Here is a 20736-nt window from a genome sequence, read left to right as displayed (position 1 = left end):
TTTATTTACTTATTTCTTTCCAATTTTTACCGGTTTTTATAGAAACATATAATGGTATTTTTAATGATACATTATTTTCCATACAATTTTTTATTATATTTGTTAGTATGTTTTTTTTATTTTCTTTAATTTCAAATATTAATTCATCATGAATTTGCATAATTATTTTTGCTTCATTTTTAAATTTTTTTTGAAATATTGAATTTAACTTAATCATGGATTTTTTTATTATATCTGAAGCAGTATTTTGTATCATTGTATTAATGCAGAAACGTTTTGCTTTTTTTTTTAAAATATTATTGCTTGAATTAATATTAGAGATATATAATTTTCTTCCAAATAGTGTTTTTATATATTCATTTTTTTTCGCAATATGATATATATTTTTTATATATTTTTTTGTTTCTTTATATCTTGCAAAATAATTATTTATATATTCACTAGCTTTTTTTACAGGAATATTTAATTTTTGAGATAAACCAAAAGGGCTAATTCCATATAATATGGAAAAAATAACGATTTTTGCAATATTTCTTTGATAAGATTTAACTTTTTTATCTTTTATCATAAAAATATGAGCAGCTATTTTAATATATATATCATTATTATATGATAAATCTTGTATTAATTTTTTATCTTGTGAATAATGAGCTATAATTCTTAATTCAATATGTGAATAATCAGCTGCTAGTAAAATCCATTTTTTTTTTGCTATAAATGCAATTCTTATTTTTCTTCCTAATTTATTTTTAATTGGTATATTTTGTAAGTTTGGATTACTAGATGATAATCTTCCTGTTAATGTAGACGTCTGATGATATGTTGTATGAATTCTATTTGTTTTTCTATTTATTGAATTAATTAAATTATTTAAGTATGTATTTTTTATTTTTTTAAGAAATCTATATTGTAAAATAATTTTCGGCAATTTATGATTTTTAGATAGTTCATGAAGAATTTTTTCATTAATTGAAACATTCCCTTTTTTTGTTTTTTTTATATATAAAAAATTATACTTTTTAAATAAGATACTTATTAATTGTTTTGGAGAATTAATATTGAATTTTTCTTTTGTTGAATGATATATTTTTTTTTTTAATTTGTTTATTGTATTGGTAATTTGTACTTTTTGTTTTTTTAATATTTTTTTTTTTATTAATACACCATTATTTTCTATAATAGATAGAACTTTTAATAAAGGCATGTCAATTGATTGGAATATTTCTTTTATAGAATATATTTTAAAATATATTTTGGTTTTATTATATATCTTTAAAGATATTAGTGATTCTTGAATAATTTCATTTATTTTTTTTTCTTCTGTTATATTAATTTTTTTTTTTGAATACTTTTTAATAAGATATTTATAATAATTATTATTATAATTACTTAATTTACAATTATAATATATAATTGATATATCAAAATACATGCCGTTTAATGTTATATTATATTTTTTAAAGATATGAAAAATGTTTTTTAAGTTTTTTCCTATTTTTTTATATTTTTTATTTTCTAATATTGGTTTTATATTTTTTAATATAAATTCTATAGTAATTTTTGTATTTTTTTTATTATTTTGATTAGAATTAAACCACCATGTTGTATTTTTTTCTATAGTAATAGAAATAGAAAAAATATTTTTTTTTTTTTTATTATAAAGATTAACTGCTATAGAAAATATTTTTTTTTTATTAATTTTATTTATAAGTTTTGTTAATAACATATTATCTATGATTTCAATATATTTTTTTTTTTTTTTAATATCTTCTTTTTTGTGATATATATCAATTACTGGAAACATATTATTATATATTTGTTTAATGTATTCATTAAATTGATAATATTGAAATTTTTTTAATAAAAAAGGTATATTTGGTTTATTTTTTTTTAAAAGATCATTCGTACTATAATTTAGTAATACACTTTTATTAATTTTAGTTAAACTCAATGATAGAAAAGCTAAATCTTTATTCTTTTTCAAGTTATCTGTGATTTTTTTAATGTTTTTTATAGGTAATAAAGAAATATTTTCTATATTTTTATATATGTTATCTATAGATAAAAAATTTTTTAAAAGAATTGAAGCAGTTTTTTTTCCTATTCCAGGTATTCCGGGTATATTATCTGAAGTATCGCCTGTTAATCCTAAAAAATCTGCTATAGAATATGGTTGTATTCCGTATTTTTTATATACTTCTTTTTCATTTAAGGTATTTTCTATATTTTTTCCTGGAATAACTTTAATTTTTTTATTTATTAATTGTAACATATCTTTATCAGCACTATATATAAAAATATAATATTTTTTTTTTATAAATTTTTTAGACAAAGTTCCTATAATATCATCAGCTTCTATATTATTTATACTAATAATAGGTATTCCTAAGTTTTGGATAATTTCTTTTAAAGGATTAATTTGTTTTTTTAAATTTTCAGGCATAGAAGATCTATTTTTTTTGTATTTTGAATATAATTGATGTCGAAAAGTTTTTGTAGGAGTATCAAAAACAACTACTATATTGTCAGGATAGAATTTTTTTACTATTTTATTAAATATTTTTATATATCCATATAAAATACCTGTAAAATGTCCATAATGATTTTTAAGTTTTAAAAAAGAAAAATATGTTTGATATAAACAATAATTTCCATCTATTAATACAATAGTTTTTTTTTTCATAAAAATTCCTATTTAGTAATTTAGTTATTAAATTTATTGAAATTTTAAAAAAAATAAATACTTTTTATTATTTATAATTTTATATATTTAATATATATTATTTATATATATACTATTTAATAGTTCTATTACCCCTATTATATAGGGGTTTCTTTGTTTTTTATATTATCTTCTAATTATCTATATAATTGGAGTATACATAATTTTATTTTTTAAATTCAAATATATTTAATTTTTCTTTAAATGTTTTTTTTTGTTTTTTTAGTGATTCTTCTATTTTAATTAATCTATTGTATTTAGCTGTTCTATCTGATCTACACATTGAACCAGTTTTTATTTGTCCTGCAGATGTTCCAACAGAAAGATCTGCTATACTTGTGTCTTCTGTTTCTCCAGATCTATGTGATATTATAACGGAATAATTATTTTTTTTAGCTAAATAAATGGTTTCTAATGTTTCTGTTAAAGTTCCTATTTGATTAAATTTAATTAAAATAGCATTAACAACTTTATTTTTTATTCCCTTTTTTAGTATTTTCTTATTTGTAACAAATAGATCATCTCCAACTAATTGAATTTTATTTCCTAAAATTTTTGTTTGATATATAAAACCTTCCCAATCATCTTCATTTTGTCCATCTTCTATAGATATAATTGGATATTTATTTATTAATTTTTCTAAGTAATGTGTAAATTCTTGTGAAGTAAATTCTTTTTTTTCATTTTTTAATCTATATTTTTGGGTATTTTTATCAAATAATTCTGACGCAGCGCAATCTATTGCAAAAGTAATATCTTCTCCCAGTCTATAATTAGTTTTTTCTACTGCTAAACTAATTATGGATAATGCTTCTTCATTAGATTTTAAATTAGGAGCATATCCTCCTTCATCTCCAATACAGGTTGAATATCCTTTTTCTTTAAGAATTATACCTAATGTATGAAAAACTTCTGAACCCATTTGAATAGCTTGTCTTATATTTTTTGCTCCTATAGGTTGGATCATAAATTCTTGAATATCAATATTGTTATTAGCATGCATTCCTCCGTTAATAATATTAATCATTGGAAGAGGGATGGAGAATTTGTTTTTTGTATTGTTAATTTGAGATATATAAGAATAAAATGGTATTTGTTTTTCGGAAGCGGTTGCTTTTGCTAAAGATAGTGATACAGATAAAATTGCATTAGCACCAAATTTTGATTTATTATTTGTACCATCTAACTCAATCATTAAATAATCGATTTCTTTTTGATTTTCTGATTGTTTATTTATTAATGCTTTATTTATATCTGTATTAACATAGTTTATTGCTTTTTGTACTCCTTTTCCTAGGAATCGATTTTTATCAAAATCTCTTAATTCTAAAGCTTCTTTAGATCCTGTTGATGCTCCAGAAGGAGCAGCTGAACAACCAAAATGACCATTTTCTAAATGAACTTCTGTTTCAATCGTAGGAAATCCACGTGAATCTAATATTTCTCTAGCAAATATTTTTTTTATTTTTGACATTTTTAACTTATCCTTTTTTTATTTAAAAATATTTTATAAATTAATATAGTAATTTATTTTTATAAAATGAAATATTTTTAATAAAATATTTTTATATAATAAAACCATAACTATTTTTAATATATATTAATAACAAAATTTATTACTAATATTTATATAAATTTAATTTTTTTATATATTATGAATATAATATTCATTATACTATTAAAATAGTAAAGTATATTTGTGTTTTTTTAAAAATATTATTTTTTAAAAATAAACAATTTTATTAAATAAAACTTCTATGTTTATTTTTTAATGATACTATCCTATTAAAGGATATAATTTTTTTTTTATTTTTCTTTGTTTTTTTTAAAAAATATCCAATTCTTTCAAATTGGTAAGTTTGATTAACTTTTTCTTGATATACAATGTACTCTATATATCCTTTTTTAAGAATATATGAGTTAGGATTATATGATTGCATAAAATCATCTTGTTTTTCAGGATTTTTAGAAATAAATAAAATATCAAATAATTGAAATTGCGCTGGAATAGAATTTTTTATAGATATCCAGTGAATTATTCCTATATTTTTTTTTATTTTTTTAGGATAATATTTACATAAAATACAATTTATTTTATTTTTTTTATCTTTTAAAATTTTCTTTGCTTTTATTATATAGGCATATTTTAGTCGAACTTTTTTTCCTAATACTAATCCTCTATAACTTTCTTTATCTTTTTGAGAAAAATCTTCTTTTTCAATATATATCTCTTTAGTGAATAAAATCTTTCTAGTACCCATTTCTTTTACTTGAGGATGATTAAAAACATTAAAATATTCTATATGATTTTCAGGTAGATTAGTAATTATAATTTTAATCGGGTTAATTACAGCCATTCTTCTAGGAGAAGACATATTAAGGTCTTTTCTTATACATGCTTCTAGTAAGGATAATTCTACTATACTTTGTTGTTTTGTAATTCCTATTTTTTGACAAAACATTTGAATAGAGTTTTTTGTGTATCCTTTGTTTCTTAAACCAGATATTGTATGTAATCTTGGATCCCCCCATCCATTGACAAGTTTAGAATTTATTAATTTTTTTAATTTTCTTTTAGATAAAATTGTATGTTCTAAATTTAATTTAGAGAATTCATATTGTTTAGGGGGTTTGTTTATAAAGTGTAATTTTTTTAATATCCATTTGTATAATTGTCTATTATCTTGAAATTCAAGTGTACATAAAGAATGTGTAATTCCTTCTAAAGCATCAGCAATACAATGAGCAAAATCATACATAGGATATATACACCATTTATTTTTTGTTTGATGGTGTTCGGAGAATATTATCCTATATAAAACAGGATCACGTAAAATAATATATGGAGATTTCATGTTTATTTTTGCTCTTAAACACATAGATCCTTCTGGAAACATTCCGAGTTTCATATTTTTGAATAAAATTAAATTTTCTTCAATCGTTCGATTTCTAAACGGGCTATCTTTTCCTGTTTTTGTTAACGTTCCTCTATATTCTTTTATTTCGTTTTTATTTAATTCTTCTACATATGCTAAATTATTTTTAATTAATTGAACTGCATATTTATATAATTTGTTAAAATAATTTGAAGTATATTTAGGTTTTTTATGCCATTTAAAACCTAACCATTGTATATCTTTTTTTATTGAATCAATATATTTAATTTTTTCTTTTTTTGGGTTAGTGTCATCAAATCTAAGATTACAAATACCATTGTATTTATTTGCAATATCAAAATTTAAACAGATAGATTTTGCATGTCCAATATGTAAATAACCATTAGGTTCTGGTGGAAAGCGTGTTTTTATTTTATCATGAGGATTTTTTAATATTGATTTTTTTATTATTTTATTAATGAAGTTATTATTCATATTATAACCGTTTTAAATTTTTTTGATAAAGTTTATACTATAAGATATAAATTATATTTATTAAATATAGAAATTTTATTACTTTATAAAGTATATAGAAATAATGAAAATTTTTCTTACTAAATTATATTTTAATATAAAAAATTTAAATTATTTTTTAAAATAAAAAAAAATATTTTATTTGAAAATTTTGATTGTAAAAATGATTTTATTTGTGTAAAATTATCATTTAAATATTATTTTTAATAAAAATACGGCTATGTAGCTCAGACGGTTAGAGCGCAGCACTCATAACGCTGAGGTCACGAGTTCGATTCTCGTTATAGCCATTAAATTATATAATTTTTAAGTTTAATTGGACGGGAGTGGCGAAAATGGTAGACGCACCAGATTTAGGTTCTGGCACTGCAAAGTTTGCGAGTTCAAATCTCGCCTTCCGTATAATAATTTTATATTTTTCAATAATATTTTTATAAAAATATTATTTTTTGGGGTATAGCCAAGAGGTTACGGCACCGGTTTTTGATACCGGCATCCCTGGTTCGAATCCAGGTACCCCAGATAATATTTTTTTATATATTTATTTTAATTATTTTTTTATTATTTCTTTATTTATAGAAATAATCTTATTTTATATTATTAACAATATTGTTTTTAATGTATTTTGGAGAATATATGTTTAATACGTTAAAAAAATCTGTAGCAAAATTTGCTTTAAAGTATGTTCCTAAAAATTCCATTATTGGAATTGGATCTGGTTCAACAGTAAATTATTTCATTGAAGAATTATCAAATATTTCATCTTCTATTCGTGGTGTAGTGCCGGGCTCTATAGCTTCAGAAAAAAAGATAAGAAAATATAATATACCTATAGTAGATCTGAATTCTTTAGAAAATTTAGATATTTATATTGATAGCGCTGATAAAGTAAATAAATCCATGGAGATGATAAAGGGTCGTGGAGGAGCTCTAACTCGTGAAAAAATTATATCTTCTGTTGCAAAAAAATTTATATGCATAATAGATAAATCAAAATATATAAAACATTTTGACTGTTGTGTTATCCCCGTTGAAGTTATTCCTATGGCTTTAAGGAAAGTTTCTGAAGAAATAATTAAATTAGGAGGAATGCCTAAATATAGAGAAAATTTTATTACAGATAATAGAAATTGTATTATTGATATACATAATTTATATATAGAAAATTCTGTTAATTTAGAAAAAACTATTAATAATATATCAGGTGTAGTTTCAGTGGGTTTATTTTGTATAAGAAAAGCTGATTTATTATTAGTTAGTTATGCAGATAAAATAAAAGAAATATATTGATAACAAAAATATAAAAATATATTTTAAAAATTTTATAATATAATTATTAATATTTTTTTTAATTTATTTTTATAGAGAAATCATTTATGTCATTAAAATCTATTGATATAGAAGTTTGTGGACGATTTATACGAGTTAATTGCCCGGATGGTAATTCTTCTGATCTGTATTATATAGCAGATATTTTAAGTAAACGATTAGAAGATTTAAAAGAAAAAACAGGTGTTTCAAATATAGAACAACTGATTTTTATTACTGCTTTAAATATTTGTTATGAACTAGAATTAGAAAAAGAAAAATCAGTTCACTGTGTAAAACATTTAAAGTCTAGAATGTTGACATTAAATAAAATGATGGATACAGCTTTAATGAAAGAATAATATTTTTAATATTATTTTTTCTTAATTTTTAAAATAAATTAATGCTTTTATTTATATATCTCCAAAATATATTTGCAATGCTGTTATTGCAACAATACTAGCTGTTTCTGTTCTTAAAACTCTAGGTCCTAAAGAAATATTTAAAAAATCTTTTTTTTTTGCATATTTTTTTTCTTTTTCACTGAACCCTTTTTCTGATCCTATTAATATATAAATATCTTTGTATTTGTAAGGAATATTATTAATTTTATCAACAGAATTTAAAGAAAAAATAATCTTAGTAGATGTATGAGGTATTAAATTACACCATTCACATATTGAATGTGGTTTTTTTAAAATAGGTATTATATTTCTTTTTGATTGAGAACATGCAGAAATTATTATTTTATTCCAATGATAGTTTTTTTTTGAAATAATATTTTTTATTTTTTTATTATAATTTTTTTGTTTGGGTATAATAGGAGTAATCGTTTTTACACCTAATTCTACTGATTTTTCAATAGTAATATTCATTTTTTTAGAAAAAATTTGACCTAAATGAATATTTATTGGTGATTCTCTATTATCTTTTTTTTTTTCTATTACTTTAGCAAAAATTTTATTTTTTTTTATATTTATTATTTCAGATATAAAAATATAATTTGTATTATTAAATATATGAATAGTGTTTTTTATTTTTAATCTTATTACATTTAAACAATAATGTGCATTATTTTTTTTTAATTCTATTATAGTATTAAGTTTTATAGTTTTATCAAAATAGATTCTAGGAATATACAAAATATTATATCCAATTTTATTTAAAAAAATTTTATTTATATATAAAATATACGATTTATTAAATATTTATGTTATAACAATAATATTGTTTTTGCATCCGGGAGGATTTGAACCTCCAACCTCTCGGTTCGTAGCCGAGTGCTCTATCCAACTAAGCTACGGATGCATAAATAATATTATTATTTCGGTGAGAGAGGGATTTGAACCCTCGATGCATTTTAATGCATACTCCTTTAGCAGGGGAGCGCCTTAAACCGCTCGGCCATCTCACCAATATTTATAACAAATAATAAGAATTATATTACTTTTTTTTATAAAATAAGTCAAATAAAATTTTATTTTTATATTTGATTTTAAATAAATATTATATAATATATTATTAATTTAATTTTAATAATTTTTTTATAGAATATTTTTTTTAGTAAACATTTTTAATAAAGTTATTTTACTGTATTTTGAATGTTAACAAAATACAGTATAGTATTATTTTTTTATATTTTATGTAATAATTTTTTTTCTAACTGAATTCTTTTATATATTTCTTCCCTGTGTACTGGTATTTCTTTAGGAGCATTAATACCAACTCGAATTTGATTTCCTTTTATTCCTAAAATTGTTATCATTATTTCATCGCCGATTATTAATGTTTCGCCAATTCGACGAGTTAAAATAAGCATTCCTTTATTCCTTTTGAAAAAATGAGATATATATTTATGATTTTTTAAAAAATTTATATTATTTATAATTATATATTTATACAAATTATTTATAAATTTTATTTGAAATTATTAATAAATTTTATTTTTTAATTCATTATTTTTTTTATATATTCTATAACTTTTGTTTTTATTTTTTTTATTTTTTTAGAATTTATTTTTTTATCTGTTAGTCTTCCTTCCACGATGTTTTTTTTCCCTCCTCCTTTACCTGGAGATATAGAAAATATAATATTTTTTATTTTTAAAGCATTGATATTTTTTATTATATTTTGTGTTATATTAATTAAAAATGTTGTTATGAGATTATTTTCATTGATTAATATAATAATTGCTTTTTCTAATTTTTCTTTAATAATATCAGATATTTTTCTAATAATTTGATGTTTTTTATAAGATATAGTTTTTATGATAAAAAATATTTTATTAATAAAATATGCTTTTGATATTAATTTTTTAGAAACTTGTAAAATATTTTGGTTTATTAATTTTTGATTTTCTTTTTTTATATCATTAATATTATTAATAATTTTTTTTATTGATTGATAAATATTATTTTTTTTATTTATAAATAGATTTTTTATTTTTTTTTCTTCTTTTATTTTTTTATGAAAATATTTAATTACTTTTATTCCTGTTATTGCTGTAATACGTTTTATTTGGTTTCCGATTTTTTTATATGAAATAATTTTAAAAAATCCAATTTTACCAGTATTTTGATGGTGTGTTCCATTACATAATTCACTAGAAAAATTTTCAATATCGATTATACGTACTATTTTTTTATATTTTTTTGATTGTAAATATATAACTTTATTTTTTTTTGCTTTTTTAAATGAAGTAATAATAGTATTTATTGGTATGTTTTTTTGAATTTTTTTATTTACTATAATTTCTAATTGATTAATATTTTTTTCTTTAATATCTTCATTATATTGAAAATCAAATCTTAGATATTTATTATTAACAAGTGACCCTTTTTGATTTATTTTTGATTTAAATATTTTATTTAATGCAGAATGTAATAAATGTGTAGCGGTATGATTAGATTGTATTATTTTTCTTTTTTTAATGTTAATTTTAGCATATACAATATCATTTATATTTATGAATCCATTTTTTATAAATCCTATATGGGCTATAAAATCACCATTTTTTTTTGTATTTTCTACTATAAATATTCCATTTTTACTAATGATTTCACCAGAATCTCCTATTTGTCCGCTGGATTCACCATAAAATGGTGTTACTTCTAATACTAGAATTCCTATACATTTGTTTTTTAAACAAGATACAATATTATTGTTATAAATAATTTGTATTACTTTAGTTATCTTTATATGTTCATTATAACCATCAAAAATAGATTTTTTTGAAATTAACATTAAATATGAATTTTCTTTTGTTTTTTTATTTTTATTTTTCTTTTGTTTGTTTTTATTTAAATAAATAATTTTATTTAATTTATTTATATTAATTATTATTTTTTTTTCTTTGCAAATATCTTGTGTTATTTCAATAGGCAGACCAAAAGTATCATATAAATAAAATATTTTTTTTTCACATAATGTATTATTTTTTTGTATTTTGATTTCTTTTTTTAACTTATTCATTGCGCTTTTTAGTACGAAATGGAATTGTTTTTCTTCAGTAAATAAAATATTTCTTATTATGTTAATTTTGTTATAAATACTAAAATTAGAATTAATATTTTTAAAGCTATATATAATTAATTTAGATAATTTATAAAAAAATGGTTTTTTTAAACCTATAAAATATCCATGACTTAACGCGCGTCTAATAATTCTTCTCAATACATAACTTCTTCCTTCATTGCCCGGCACAATATTTTCAGCAATTAAACAAGTAGATGTTCGGATATGATCCGCAATAATTCTTAAAGAAATATTACTTTTTTTTTTGTTTTTTATTTTTTTTTTTATAGATTGAATTAATTTAATAAAATTATCTGTTTTATAACTTGAAGATACATTTTGCAAAATTGAAGAAATTCTTTCTAAACCCATCCCTGTATCTACTGATGGAATTGGTAATTTAATCATTTTGTTTGGATTAATTTGATTAAATTGCATAAATACTAAATTCCAAATTTCTAAGCAATTTTTTTTTAGATCATTACTGTTTTTTATATTTTTAATATTGATATTTTTTTTTCTTTGATCATAAAAAATTTCAGTACATGGTCCGCATGGACCTGAATCTCCCATTTTCCAGAAATTATCAGAATTATATTTTATATTATTTTTATCGTTTATTGCAATTAAATGATCAGATGGTAATTTAATAACATTTAGCCAAATATCTTTTGTTTCGTAGTCTTGATAATAATATGTAATCCATATTTTTTTTTTTGATAATTGTAACCATTTTTTATGTGTTAAAAATTCCCAAGCATATATAATAGCTTTTTCTTTAAAATATTCCCCAAAGCTAAAATTTCCTAACATTTCAAACAGTGTATGATGATAAGGTTTATAACCAACTTTTTTAAAATCATCATGTTTTCCGCCTGTTCGAATACAATATTGAGAACTAGCAAAAGATGATGGATTTATTTTTTTATATCCTAAGTAAATATCTTTAAATTGATTCATTCCGGCATTTGTAAATAATAAACTATCATCATTTTTGGGAATTAATGAACTACTTTGAACAATAGTATGTTTTTTTTCTTTAAAAAATTGTAAAAATAAAGAGCGAATTTTTTCTGTTTTCATAAAAATGATATCCATAAATATTATTAAAATAAGATAAAAAAATTATTATATAAATATAAAAAATATGTATTTTAAAAAAAATATTTTTTTATTTTATATATAAAAATTTTATATATAAATATATTATTTTTTTTATTTTGATTAATTAAAATAATATTTTTTATATATAAAATTTTTTATATCTGTTAAAATGTTTAAAATATAGACAAAATTATTTAACATATAATTTATATTATATATGTGAATTTTTTTAAAAAAATATAATTCTAATGAGTATTTATGAATAAAAAAGAAAAATTCAATTTTGTAATCTCAAATTTAAAATTACAATCTTATAGACTGGATAAAATTTTAGTAGAATTAATTTCTTCTGTTTCTCGTTCTTGTATAAAAAAATGGATTTTATTAGGATATGTTGCAGTAAATAATAATATTATTACTAAACCAAAAAAAAAATTTTTTTTCAAGACAAAATTTCTATTAATATAAAAAAAGAATTTAATTTTATTAAAATAAAAAAAGAAAATATATTTTTAAATATTATTTTTGAAGATTCCGAATTATTAATTATTAATAAACCATTTAATTTTGTTATACATTTAGGTTATGGAAATACTTCAGGTACATTATTTAATGCTTTAATTTATCATTATAAAAATAATTTAACTTTACCTAGAGCTGGTATTGTGCATCGATTAGATCGAAATACTTCTGGTTTATTAGTTGTAGCAAAAACAATATTTTCATATAATTATCTAATTTCTTTATTTAAAAAAAGAGAAGTAATAAAAGAATATGATGTTATTGTTATCGGTAGAATTGAACAAGATGGCTTTATTGACTATCCTATTAAAAGAAATATTTATCGTAGAACTATGATGACTGTAGGTATTGGCGGAAAGTCAGCTTTAACTTATTATAAGGTTATGACAATTTTTAGGAATTATACATATCTTCGTATACAATTAAAAACAGGTAGAATGCATCAAATTAGAGTACATTTATCTTCTATTTTACATCCTGTATTCGGCGATAAAATATATTATAGGGGTATAAAATTAAATTTTTTAGGTATTTCTAAAGAAATGCATAAATTTTTTTTAAAATTTTCTAGACCTGCACTGCACTCTAGAATGTTAAGTTTTATTCATCCTATTTTTAATAAAAAAAAAATCTGGTTAGTTGCTCCTCCAATAGATATGATACAATTAATTAATTTTTTATATTTGGAAGACATGAAATAGTTTTTATAAAATATTATTTTTATGTAATTTAATTATACAAAATATATTTTTTATATACCATATAATTAATAATTATTAAATTAATTTTTTTTGTTAAAAATATTAAAATTCTATATATTTTTATATTAAGAACTGATAATGTAAAATCAATTAAGTAAATATATGTTAAATAATAAAAAAAATTCTAGTAAATTTATAGTATCTAATACTGTTAATAAAAAAGTTTTTTATGCTCCTTTAATTCATTATATTAAAATTGCTTTAAAAAATTACTTTTTAATAGTAGTTGAAAAAAAAGAAAATAATTTATATTCAATGTTTTTATCTGAAATTGAAAAACCTCTATTTGATATAGTAATGCAATATACTAGAGGTAATCAAACAAAAGCAGCTTTAATTTTGGGTATTAATAGAGGAACATTAAGAAGAAAATTAAATATTTATTATCAAAATAGTAAACGATTTAATAAGTAGTATATTATTTTTCTAATAAAAGATTTACGGCTGTATGAAGAGCCCAAATATATCCATCAGAACCAAATCCAGATATAATACCATTTGATATATCAGATATCCAGGAGTGTGAACGAAAATTTTCTCTAGAAAATATATTAGAAATATGAATTTCGAAAAATGGAATTTCTATAGCTAGAAGAGCATCTCTTATTGATATACTAGTATGAGCAAACGCTCCTGGGTTAATTAAAATAAATTTTATTTTTATGCTTTTGCATTCATGTATTTTTTCTACTATTTCATGTTCTGCATTAGATTGAAAATCATATAATTTTACTTTTAGTTTATTTGCTATTTTTTTTGTTTTATTAATTATTTCAGATAATGTTTTTTTTCCATATATTTTTGTTTCTCTAGTACCTAATAAATTTAAATTTGGTCCATTAATTATCATTATTTTAAATTTATTTTTCATAATATTTCCTATTTTTATATATATTCTAATTAAGAATAATATTTATTATTTATTGTACATATTAACATTTTATAAAATAATTATATAGTTTTTATAGTAATTATTTAATTAAAATTAATTTTATAGTAATGTATATTATTTTTAAAAATATTTTTAAAAATTTTTATTTTTAATTTTTTATTATAAGATAAATATTTTTTATTTTAAATAATATATTTAAATTTATGGTTATTTTAAGAGATACTGAATTATGATAGATATTTTTTTAAAAAAATATAATATTACTAAAAATAATATTTATTTATTATTAAATGATATGTTAGATAAAAAAGTTGATTTTGGTGATATTTATTTTCAATTAAAGGAAAAAGAAGTATGGGTTTTAGAAAACAAAATTATTAAAAAAGGTACTTATTTTTTTGATGAAGGAGTAGGAATTAGAGTGGTAAAAAATATTTCTTCTAGTTTTTCTTACACTAATTCAATTACATTAAATAACTTAGTTAATGCTACTAATAAAGTTTGTTCATTTTTGTCTACAATGGATAGAAATATTTTTAAAAAAGAATCATATTTAAATATGAATTACTTATATACTCAATGTAATTCAATAAAAAATTTTTCCATTAAAAAAAAGATTTATTTATTAAGATCTATTGATTCATTGGCAAGAAAACAAGATTTTCGTGTTATTGACGTTTATTCAATATTAACGTGTGAATATGAAGAAATTGTGATTGGTTCAACAGACAATAATTTTATATCTCATGATATTCGTCCTTTAGTTAATATTTCCATCCGAGTTACTGTTGAACAAAATAATAATCGTGAGAAAGGTTATAGTGGAGGAGGAGGTAGACTAAAATTTAGTGATTTTTTTAAAAAAAAAAATAATAATGAAACATTAATAGATTTTTGGACAAAAGAAGCTGTCCGTATTGCTCTTGTTACTTTGTCTGCAAAATCTTCTCCTTCTGGATATTTTCCTGTTGTATTAGGTCCTGGTTGGCCTGGAATTTTATTTCATGAAGCGGTTGGTCATGGATTAGAAGGAGATTTTATTCGAAAGAAAACATCTATTTTTTATAAAAAAATCGGAAAACAAGTTGCTTCTTCTTTGTGTACCATTGTTGATGATTCTACCCTAATAGGCTGTAGAGGTTCAATAAATATTGATGATGAAGGAGTACCTGGTCAATATAATATATTAGTTGAAAAAGGAATTTTAAAATCTTTTTTACAAGACAAATTGAATGCACATATTATGGATAGTAAAAGTACCGGTAATGGAAGAAGAGAATCATATGCATATCTTCCTTTACCTCGTATGACAAATACATATTTATTATCTGGTACAGATAAACATATAAATATTATTGAAAGTGTAGAATATGGTATATATGCAGTAAATTTCAGTGGAGGGGAAGTAGATATTACTTCAGGAAATTTTGTTTTTTCTACTTCAGAAGCATATATTATTAAAAATGGTAAAATTCTTTATCCTATAAAAGAAGCTACTTTAATTGGATCAGGTATACAAGTAATGCAATCAATATCTATGATAGGAGATAATTTAAGTATAGATAGTGGTTTAGGTACTTGCAGTAAAAGTGGTCAAAATATATCAGTTGGTGTTGGTCAGCCTACTATTAAAATAAATAAATTAACAATAGGTGGTGTTTCTTAAAAATATTAATATATTTTGTGCAGTCAATTTAATAGTATTATGACTGCATAATTAATATAAATCAATTAAATTATTAATTATTTAAATTTTTTATGATTTATATAATATAAGTATATATATTTTTGTATTATTTATTTTGAATTTTCTTTTATGCGTGCAGATTTTCCTTTACATTTACGCAAATAATATAGTTTAGCTTTTCTAACCAATCCATTTTTTATAATTTCTATTTCATTTATATTCGGTGAATGAGTTAGAAAAGTTCTCTCTACCCCTTCTCCGTTTGATATTTTACGTATAGTAAATGATGAATTAAGATTTCTGTTTCTTTTGGAAATTACTATTCCTTCAAAAGATTGTATACGTTTTTTATTTCCTTCTAATATCCATATTTTTACTATAAGAGAATCTCCTGTTTTAAAATTAGGAATATTTTTTTTTTTATATTCATTTTCAATTATTTGGATAATATTACTCATATTTTTATTTCTCATATAGTTAATTCTAAAATATATATTATTATTTTATAATTTTTATGTTTTTTATTATTTTAATAATTATTTTTTATTTTTTATTTAATAAATCAGGTCTTTTCAATAAAGTATTTTTTAATGCATATTTTAATCTCCATTTTTTTATTTTTTTATGATTTCCCGATAATAAAACAGAAGGTACTATATTATTATTTATATTTTTTGGTCTGGTATAATTTGGACAATCTAATAAATTATTATTAAATGACTCTTCTCTTAAAGAATTTTGGTTATTTAACACCCCTGGTATAGATCGTGTAATAGCATCTATAAATATCATAGCTGGTAATTCTCCTCCAGTTAATATATAGTCACCAATTGACCATTCTTCATCTACTTGTGTTTTTATAAATCTTTCATCAATTCCTTTGTAACGTCCACAAATAAATATTAAATTTTTTTTTTTAATAAAATATTTTATATTATTATGATTTAATATTTTTCCTTGTGGTGATAAATATATCACTATACTTTTCTTTTTTTGTTTTTTTTTTGCTTCTATAACAGCTCTAAATAGGGGTAAAAACATAATTAACATACCTGAACCTCCTCCGTATATTTTATCATCCACTTTTTTTCTTTTATTTATACTGAAATTTCGTAGATTTAATATTTTGATATTAATTATTTTTTTTTGAATTGCTTTTTTTATTACCCCATATTTAAAGATATTATTAAACATATTTGGAAAAATTGTTATAATACTAAATTGTATCATTTTGTTTATCTTTTTTTATAAAAAATATATTTATTTATAATTAAACCATTCAACAATAATAATTTTTTTTTTAATATTTATTTTTTTAATAATTTTTTTTTTTATAAACGGAATATATATAGTTTTATTTTTTTTTTTACATAAAACTAATAATATATTATAGATTTTATTATCTAGTATACTAATTACTAGTCCTATTTTTTTTCCTTTTGTATTAAAAACATTACAAAATAAAATATCATGCCAATAATATTCTTTATTTTTTAATTTAGGTAATTGTGTATTTTTAATTAAAATTTTTTGTTGAGATATGTTAAAAGCTTGATTTCTATTATCAATTTTTTTTAACTTTATAATGAAATTATTTATATATTTTTTATATATAATTATATCATTTTTATTAATAATTAAATTATTTTTACTTAATCTCCAAGGAAAATAATAAAAAATATTTTTTTTGATTTCTGTAAATGAAATTAAATGTATCCATCCTAAAATTCCATATGGTTTTCCTATTTTTCCAATAATAATCATAATTAATTAAGAATAATAATATTAGTAATATTAATAAGAATGGTTTTTTTTGTTGTATTGATTTAATAATTTTTTTATTCTATCTGATTTTTTTGCTCCTTTTTGTAACCAATATTGAACTTTTTTAGTATAAAAAAATACTTTTTCTTCATTTTTTCCAGCAAAAGGATTAAAATATCCAATATTTTCAATAAATTTTCCATTACGAGCAGATCTAATATCTGCAACTATTATTTTATAAAATGGTTTTTTTTTTACTCCATATCGAGCAAGTCTTATTTTAATCATTTGAAATCCTTTTTATTTTTTTTATTTATTTTATTTTTTTATATAAAATATTGATCATATATATTATTTTATCAGATAATTTTTAATTTTTTCAAATATTTTATTTTTTTTGCTATTTTTAATTTTTTTCATAATACGTTTAATATTATCGAATTTTTTTAAATAAATATTTATTTCTTGTATTGTGTTTCCAGATCCTTGTGATATTCTTTTTTTTCTTGAATATTTTATAATAGATGGAAATTTTCTTTCTTTTTCTGTCATTGAATTAATCATTGCTTTAATTTTTATAAGAGATTTTTCATCAATTTTTTCTAAAATTGAATTTGAAGAAAATATATTAATTGGTAATTTATTTATTAATGAATTAATTCCTCCTATTTTATTTATTTGTTTAATTTGTATTAAGAAATCATTTAAATTAAATGTATCTCCTTTTTTAGTGGTTTTTTTAAGTAATTTTAATTCTTTGTGTTTTATTTTATTTTGAATTTCATCTATTAAAGATAATATATCACCCATTCCTAAAATTCTTTTAGCAATTCTTTCGGGATGAAAAATTTGTAGATCATAAATTTTTTCTCCGATACCAATATATTTTATTGGTTTTTTTGTTAATATTCGAATAGATAAAGCAATTCCTCCTCTTGTATCACTATCTAGTTTCGTTAAAATAATTCCAGATAATTTAAAATGTTTATTAAATTTATTAATTGAATAAATAGAATCTTGACCAGTCATTGAATCAACAACAAATAATGTTTCATGAGGTTTAATATAATTTTGTATTTTTTTTAGTTCATTAATTTTTTTTTGATCCGTATGCATTCTTCCTGCTGTATCAATTAATAATACATCATATTGTTCTTTTTTTGCTGCTTTTATTGCCAATTTTATAATTTCATTTATTTTCTGATCAAGATTAGATGGAAAAAAATTAGCTTTTGTTTGTTTTATTAATCTCTTTAATTGTAAAATTGCAGCTGGTCTATATATATCAATAGACACTACAAGTACTTTTTTTTTATATTGCTTAGATAATAAATAAGCTAGTTTAGCTATACTAGTTGTTTTACCAGAACCTGGTTGACCTATAACAGTACAAATAGTTAAACTATTTAATAAAAAATTAAATAGATAACAATTATTTCCCATTATTTTAATTAATTCTTTTAATACAATTTGTATTAAATTCTGACTAGGACTAAAATTTTTATTTATATAAATTTCTGATATTTTTTTTTTTATATTTTTTAAAAATATTTTTATCACTTCTAATGATACATCAGCATCTATTAATGCTATTTTTATTTTCTTAAGCGTTTTTTTTATTTTTTTTTCTTTTAGTTGACTTTTATATGAAATTTTGTCAAAAATATCTGTTATTTTTTTTGTTAAGTTATTAAACATAACGTTGGATAAATATCCTTATATTAGTAATATAAATTATTATTATTATAATAATAATTTTATTTATATTAAATAAATTTTTTAAATTAATTAATATATTTTTATTATTTTATTTGAGATAGGATAACAACCTAGTATTTTTATATATTTAGTATATTTTTTTATATGGTATAATACATCTTTTGTAATGTCTGAGTTTATATTAGATTTTATTTCTAGTAGATATGTTTTTTCTTCTTTACTTGCTAAAATTATTTTTATAATTAAAATATTTTTTTCTTTTAATATTTTTAATATTTTATGTTTATTAATTTTATTATTTTTTAATGTTATTAATATAGTTATTTTAGATGGAATTATATTAGATATTTTTTTTGATTTGTTTGAAATTAGTATAAATCGAGTTATATTGTTTTTTATATTAGATATATTTGTAGCTATTTTTTGTAAATTATAATAAGAACCTCCTATTGAATTTCCTAATACAGCAGATGTTTTTTTGTTTTCTATAGAAATTTGATTCATAGCTGCAGATGTACTATTAAAATAGTATTTTTTCCATTCTGGAAATCTTTTTAAAAAAAGACTACATTGTATAAAGGGTTGTATATGACTATATACACGTTTTATATCATAGAAAAAACAATTCTTTAAAGTAAATAAATGATGATGAATAGATATATTTATTTCTTTAACTATATTTACTTCTTCTTGTTTTCTCAATATATCATATACTTCAGGAATAATTCCTGATATTCTATTTTCAATAGGAAACAATGCTAATTGACATTTTTTTTTATTAAAAGAATCTATTATAGATTGAAAATTAATATGTTCATCTTCTAGTAAAATATTTTTATTTTTTTTAGCTATAATATTAAAAACGGTAGATGAATATGAACCTGTGGGTCCTAAATATGCACAACGAAATTCTTTTTTAGAATTTAATATTTTATTTTTCCATTTTTTTTGAATTAAAATAGAATTTTCTACAATCATTTTGAACATTTTTTCTATAAATATAGGATTAATTTCATTTTCTTTACTTATTTTATTTAAGTTTTTAAATAATTCTATTTCTCTATTTTTATCATGAATATTAAATTTATTATATATTTTATTTTTTAAAATATCTATTGATAAAGATTCTCTACATTTTAATAGTTTTATTATTTTGTTATCAATAAAATTTATTTTATTTCTTAATAAATATAATTTTGTTTTTTTATTCATTTTTATTTTCCAATTTAATTATTTTTATATTTTTATTATGTATAAATTTTTATAAATATGTTTTATATATATAAATAAAATTATTTTTTTTTAGAAAAAATAAATAAATATATTTTAATTTT

General features: G+C 19.5%; 19 protein-coding genes and 5 tRNA genes. 9 read left to right on the top strand and 15 right to left on the bottom strand.

Features of this window, described 5'->3' with window-relative positions:
• Position 1: 1 nt before the first annotated feature.
• From polA to BUCICURT3053_RS01385, 3 genes are all read right to left on the bottom strand, one after another.
• On the bottom strand, positions 2-2683 hold the full coding sequence (gene polA, locus BUCICURT3053_RS01395; RefSeq protein WP_154061231.1) for a DNA polymerase I: 2682 nt from the start codon (positions 2681-2683) through the stop codon (positions 2-4).
• 205 nt (positions 2684-2888) lie between these two features.
• Positions 2889-4196 carry a phosphopyruvate hydratase gene (gene eno / locus BUCICURT3053_RS01390; RefSeq protein WP_154061230.1) on the bottom strand — a complete coding sequence of 436 codons (1308 nt, stop codon included), beginning with the start codon at positions 4194-4196 and terminating at the stop codon, positions 2889-2891.
• Positions 4197-4464: 268 nt separating this feature from the next.
• Positions 4465-6093 (bottom strand): glutamine--tRNA ligase/YqeY domain fusion protein, encoded by a 1629-nt coding sequence (locus tag BUCICURT3053_RS01385; protein ID WP_154061229.1) that lies wholly within the window; start codon positions 6091-6093, stop codon positions 4465-4467.
• A 255-nt stretch (positions 6094-6348) separates the two neighbouring features.
• Here BUCICURT3053_RS01385 and BUCICURT3053_RS01380 point away from each other — a divergent pair.
• From BUCICURT3053_RS01380 to zapA, 5 genes are all read left to right on the top strand, one after another.
• Positions 6349-6422: transfer RNA gene (locus BUCICURT3053_RS01380), tRNA-Met, on the top strand.
• Positions 6423-6452: 30 nt separating this feature from the next.
• Positions 6453-6534 (top strand) — tRNA-Leu (locus BUCICURT3053_RS01375).
• Between the two features lie 48 nt (positions 6535-6582).
• Positions 6583-6654, top strand: a tRNA-Gln gene (locus BUCICURT3053_RS01370).
• A 114-nt stretch (positions 6655-6768) separates the two neighbouring features.
• On the top strand, positions 6769-7422 hold the full coding sequence (rpiA, locus tag BUCICURT3053_RS01365) for a ribose-5-phosphate isomerase RpiA (protein ID WP_154061228.1): 654 nt from the start codon (positions 6769-6771) through the stop codon (positions 7420-7422).
• Between the two features lie 86 nt (positions 7423-7508).
• On the top strand, positions 7509-7802 hold the full coding sequence (gene zapA, locus BUCICURT3053_RS01360; protein WP_154061227.1) for a cell division protein ZapA: 294 nt from the start codon (positions 7509-7511) through the stop codon (positions 7800-7802).
• A gap of 51 nt (positions 7803-7853) precedes the next feature.
• Here the strand turns inward: zapA and BUCICURT3053_RS01355 are convergent, their stop codons facing one another.
• From BUCICURT3053_RS01355 to alaS, 5 genes are all read right to left on the bottom strand, one after another.
• Entirely contained in the window at positions 7854-8582 is a 729-nt protein-coding gene (locus tag BUCICURT3053_RS01355) for a 16S rRNA (uracil(1498)-N(3))-methyltransferase (RefSeq protein WP_232037251.1), read from the bottom strand.
• Between the two features lie 92 nt (positions 8583-8674).
• A tRNA-Arg gene (locus tag BUCICURT3053_RS01350) sits at positions 8675-8748 on the bottom strand.
• 19 nt (positions 8749-8767) lie between these two features.
• Positions 8768-8854 (bottom strand) — tRNA-Ser (locus BUCICURT3053_RS01345).
• A 219-nt stretch (positions 8855-9073) separates the two neighbouring features.
• Positions 9074-9259: a carbon storage regulator CsrA gene (csrA, locus tag BUCICURT3053_RS01340; RefSeq protein WP_154061225.1), complete on the bottom strand. Its 186-nt coding sequence runs from the start codon at positions 9257-9259 to the stop codon at positions 9074-9076.
• 128 nt (positions 9260-9387) lie between these two features.
• Entirely contained in the window at positions 9388-12036 is a 2649-nt protein-coding gene (gene alaS / locus BUCICURT3053_RS01335) for an alanine--tRNA ligase (RefSeq protein WP_154061224.1), read from the bottom strand.
• 279 nt (positions 12037-12315) lie between these two features.
• Here alaS and BUCICURT3053_RS02100 point away from each other — a divergent pair, with 279 nt between their 5' ends.
• The 3 genes from BUCICURT3053_RS02100 (at position 12316) to BUCICURT3053_RS01325 (ending at position 13754) form a co-directional block, all read left to right on the top strand.
• Positions 12316-12525 (top strand): S4 domain-containing protein, encoded by a 210-nt coding sequence (locus tag BUCICURT3053_RS02100; protein WP_232037249.1) that lies wholly within the window; start codon positions 12316-12318, stop codon positions 12523-12525.
• Positions 12492-13280 carry an RluA family pseudouridine synthase gene (locus BUCICURT3053_RS01330; RefSeq protein WP_331865594.1) on the top strand — a complete coding sequence of 263 codons (789 nt, stop codon included), beginning with the start codon at positions 12492-12494 and terminating at the stop codon, positions 13278-13280. The genes BUCICURT3053_RS02100 and BUCICURT3053_RS01330 overlap by 34 nt, the downstream gene beginning before the upstream one ends.
• Positions 13281-13442: 162 nt before the next feature.
• On the top strand, positions 13443-13754 hold the full coding sequence (locus tag BUCICURT3053_RS01325) for a helix-turn-helix domain-containing protein (RefSeq protein WP_154061223.1): 312 nt from the start codon (positions 13443-13445) through the stop codon (positions 13752-13754).
• A gap of 4 nt (positions 13755-13758) precedes the next feature.
• On the opposite strand, the gene aroQ is transcribed toward BUCICURT3053_RS01325, so the two are convergent.
• A complete protein-coding gene (gene aroQ, locus BUCICURT3053_RS01320; protein WP_154061222.1) occupies positions 13759-14211 on the bottom strand; it encodes a type II 3-dehydroquinate dehydratase in 453 nt (150 codons plus the stop codon).
• 250 nt (positions 14212-14461) lie between these two features.
• Here aroQ and tldD point away from each other — a divergent pair, with 250 nt between their 5' ends.
• Entirely contained in the window at positions 14462-15898 is a 1437-nt protein-coding gene (gene tldD, locus BUCICURT3053_RS01315) for a metalloprotease TldD (protein WP_154061221.1), read from the top strand.
• A 131-nt stretch (positions 15899-16029) separates the two neighbouring features.
• Here the strand turns inward: tldD and rplS are convergent, their stop codons facing one another.
• The 6 genes from rplS to BUCICURT3053_RS01285 form a co-directional block, all read right to left on the bottom strand.
• Positions 16030-16377, bottom strand: coding sequence for a 50S ribosomal protein L19 (gene rplS / locus BUCICURT3053_RS01310; protein WP_154061220.1), 348 nt, complete (start codon positions 16375-16377; stop codon positions 16030-16032).
• An 85-nt stretch (positions 16378-16462) separates the two neighbouring features.
• Positions 16463-17149 (bottom strand): tRNA (guanosine(37)-N1)-methyltransferase TrmD, encoded by a 687-nt coding sequence (gene trmD, locus BUCICURT3053_RS01305; RefSeq protein WP_154061219.1) that lies wholly within the window; start codon positions 17147-17149, stop codon positions 16463-16465.
• A gap of 30 nt (positions 17150-17179) precedes the next feature.
• Positions 17180-17683: a ribosome maturation factor RimM gene (gene rimM / locus BUCICURT3053_RS01300; protein ID WP_154061218.1), complete on the bottom strand. Its 504-nt coding sequence runs from the start codon at positions 17681-17683 to the stop codon at positions 17180-17182.
• 30 nt (positions 17684-17713) lie between these two features.
• Positions 17714-17971 (bottom strand): 30S ribosomal protein S16, encoded by a 258-nt coding sequence (gene rpsP, locus BUCICURT3053_RS01295; protein ID WP_154061217.1) that lies wholly within the window; start codon positions 17969-17971, stop codon positions 17714-17716.
• Between the two features lie 63 nt (positions 17972-18034).
• Complete coding sequence (gene ffh, locus BUCICURT3053_RS01290; RefSeq protein WP_154061216.1) at positions 18035-19381, bottom strand: signal recognition particle protein; 1347 nt, start codon at positions 19379-19381, stop codon at positions 18035-18037.
• 90 nt (positions 19382-19471) lie between these two features.
• Complete coding sequence (locus BUCICURT3053_RS01285) at positions 19472-20614, bottom strand: prephenate dehydratase domain-containing protein (RefSeq protein ID WP_154061215.1); 1143 nt, start codon at positions 20612-20614, stop codon at positions 19472-19474.
• Positions 20615-20736: the final 122 nt, after the last annotated feature.

Source organism: Buchnera aphidicola (Cinara curtihirsuta) (assembly GCF_900698895.1).
Lineage (GTDB): Bacteria > Pseudomonadota > Gammaproteobacteria > Enterobacterales > Enterobacteriaceae > Buchnera_F > Buchnera_F aphidicola_AX.
This window is presented reverse-complemented; position numbering and strand designations above follow the sequence as displayed.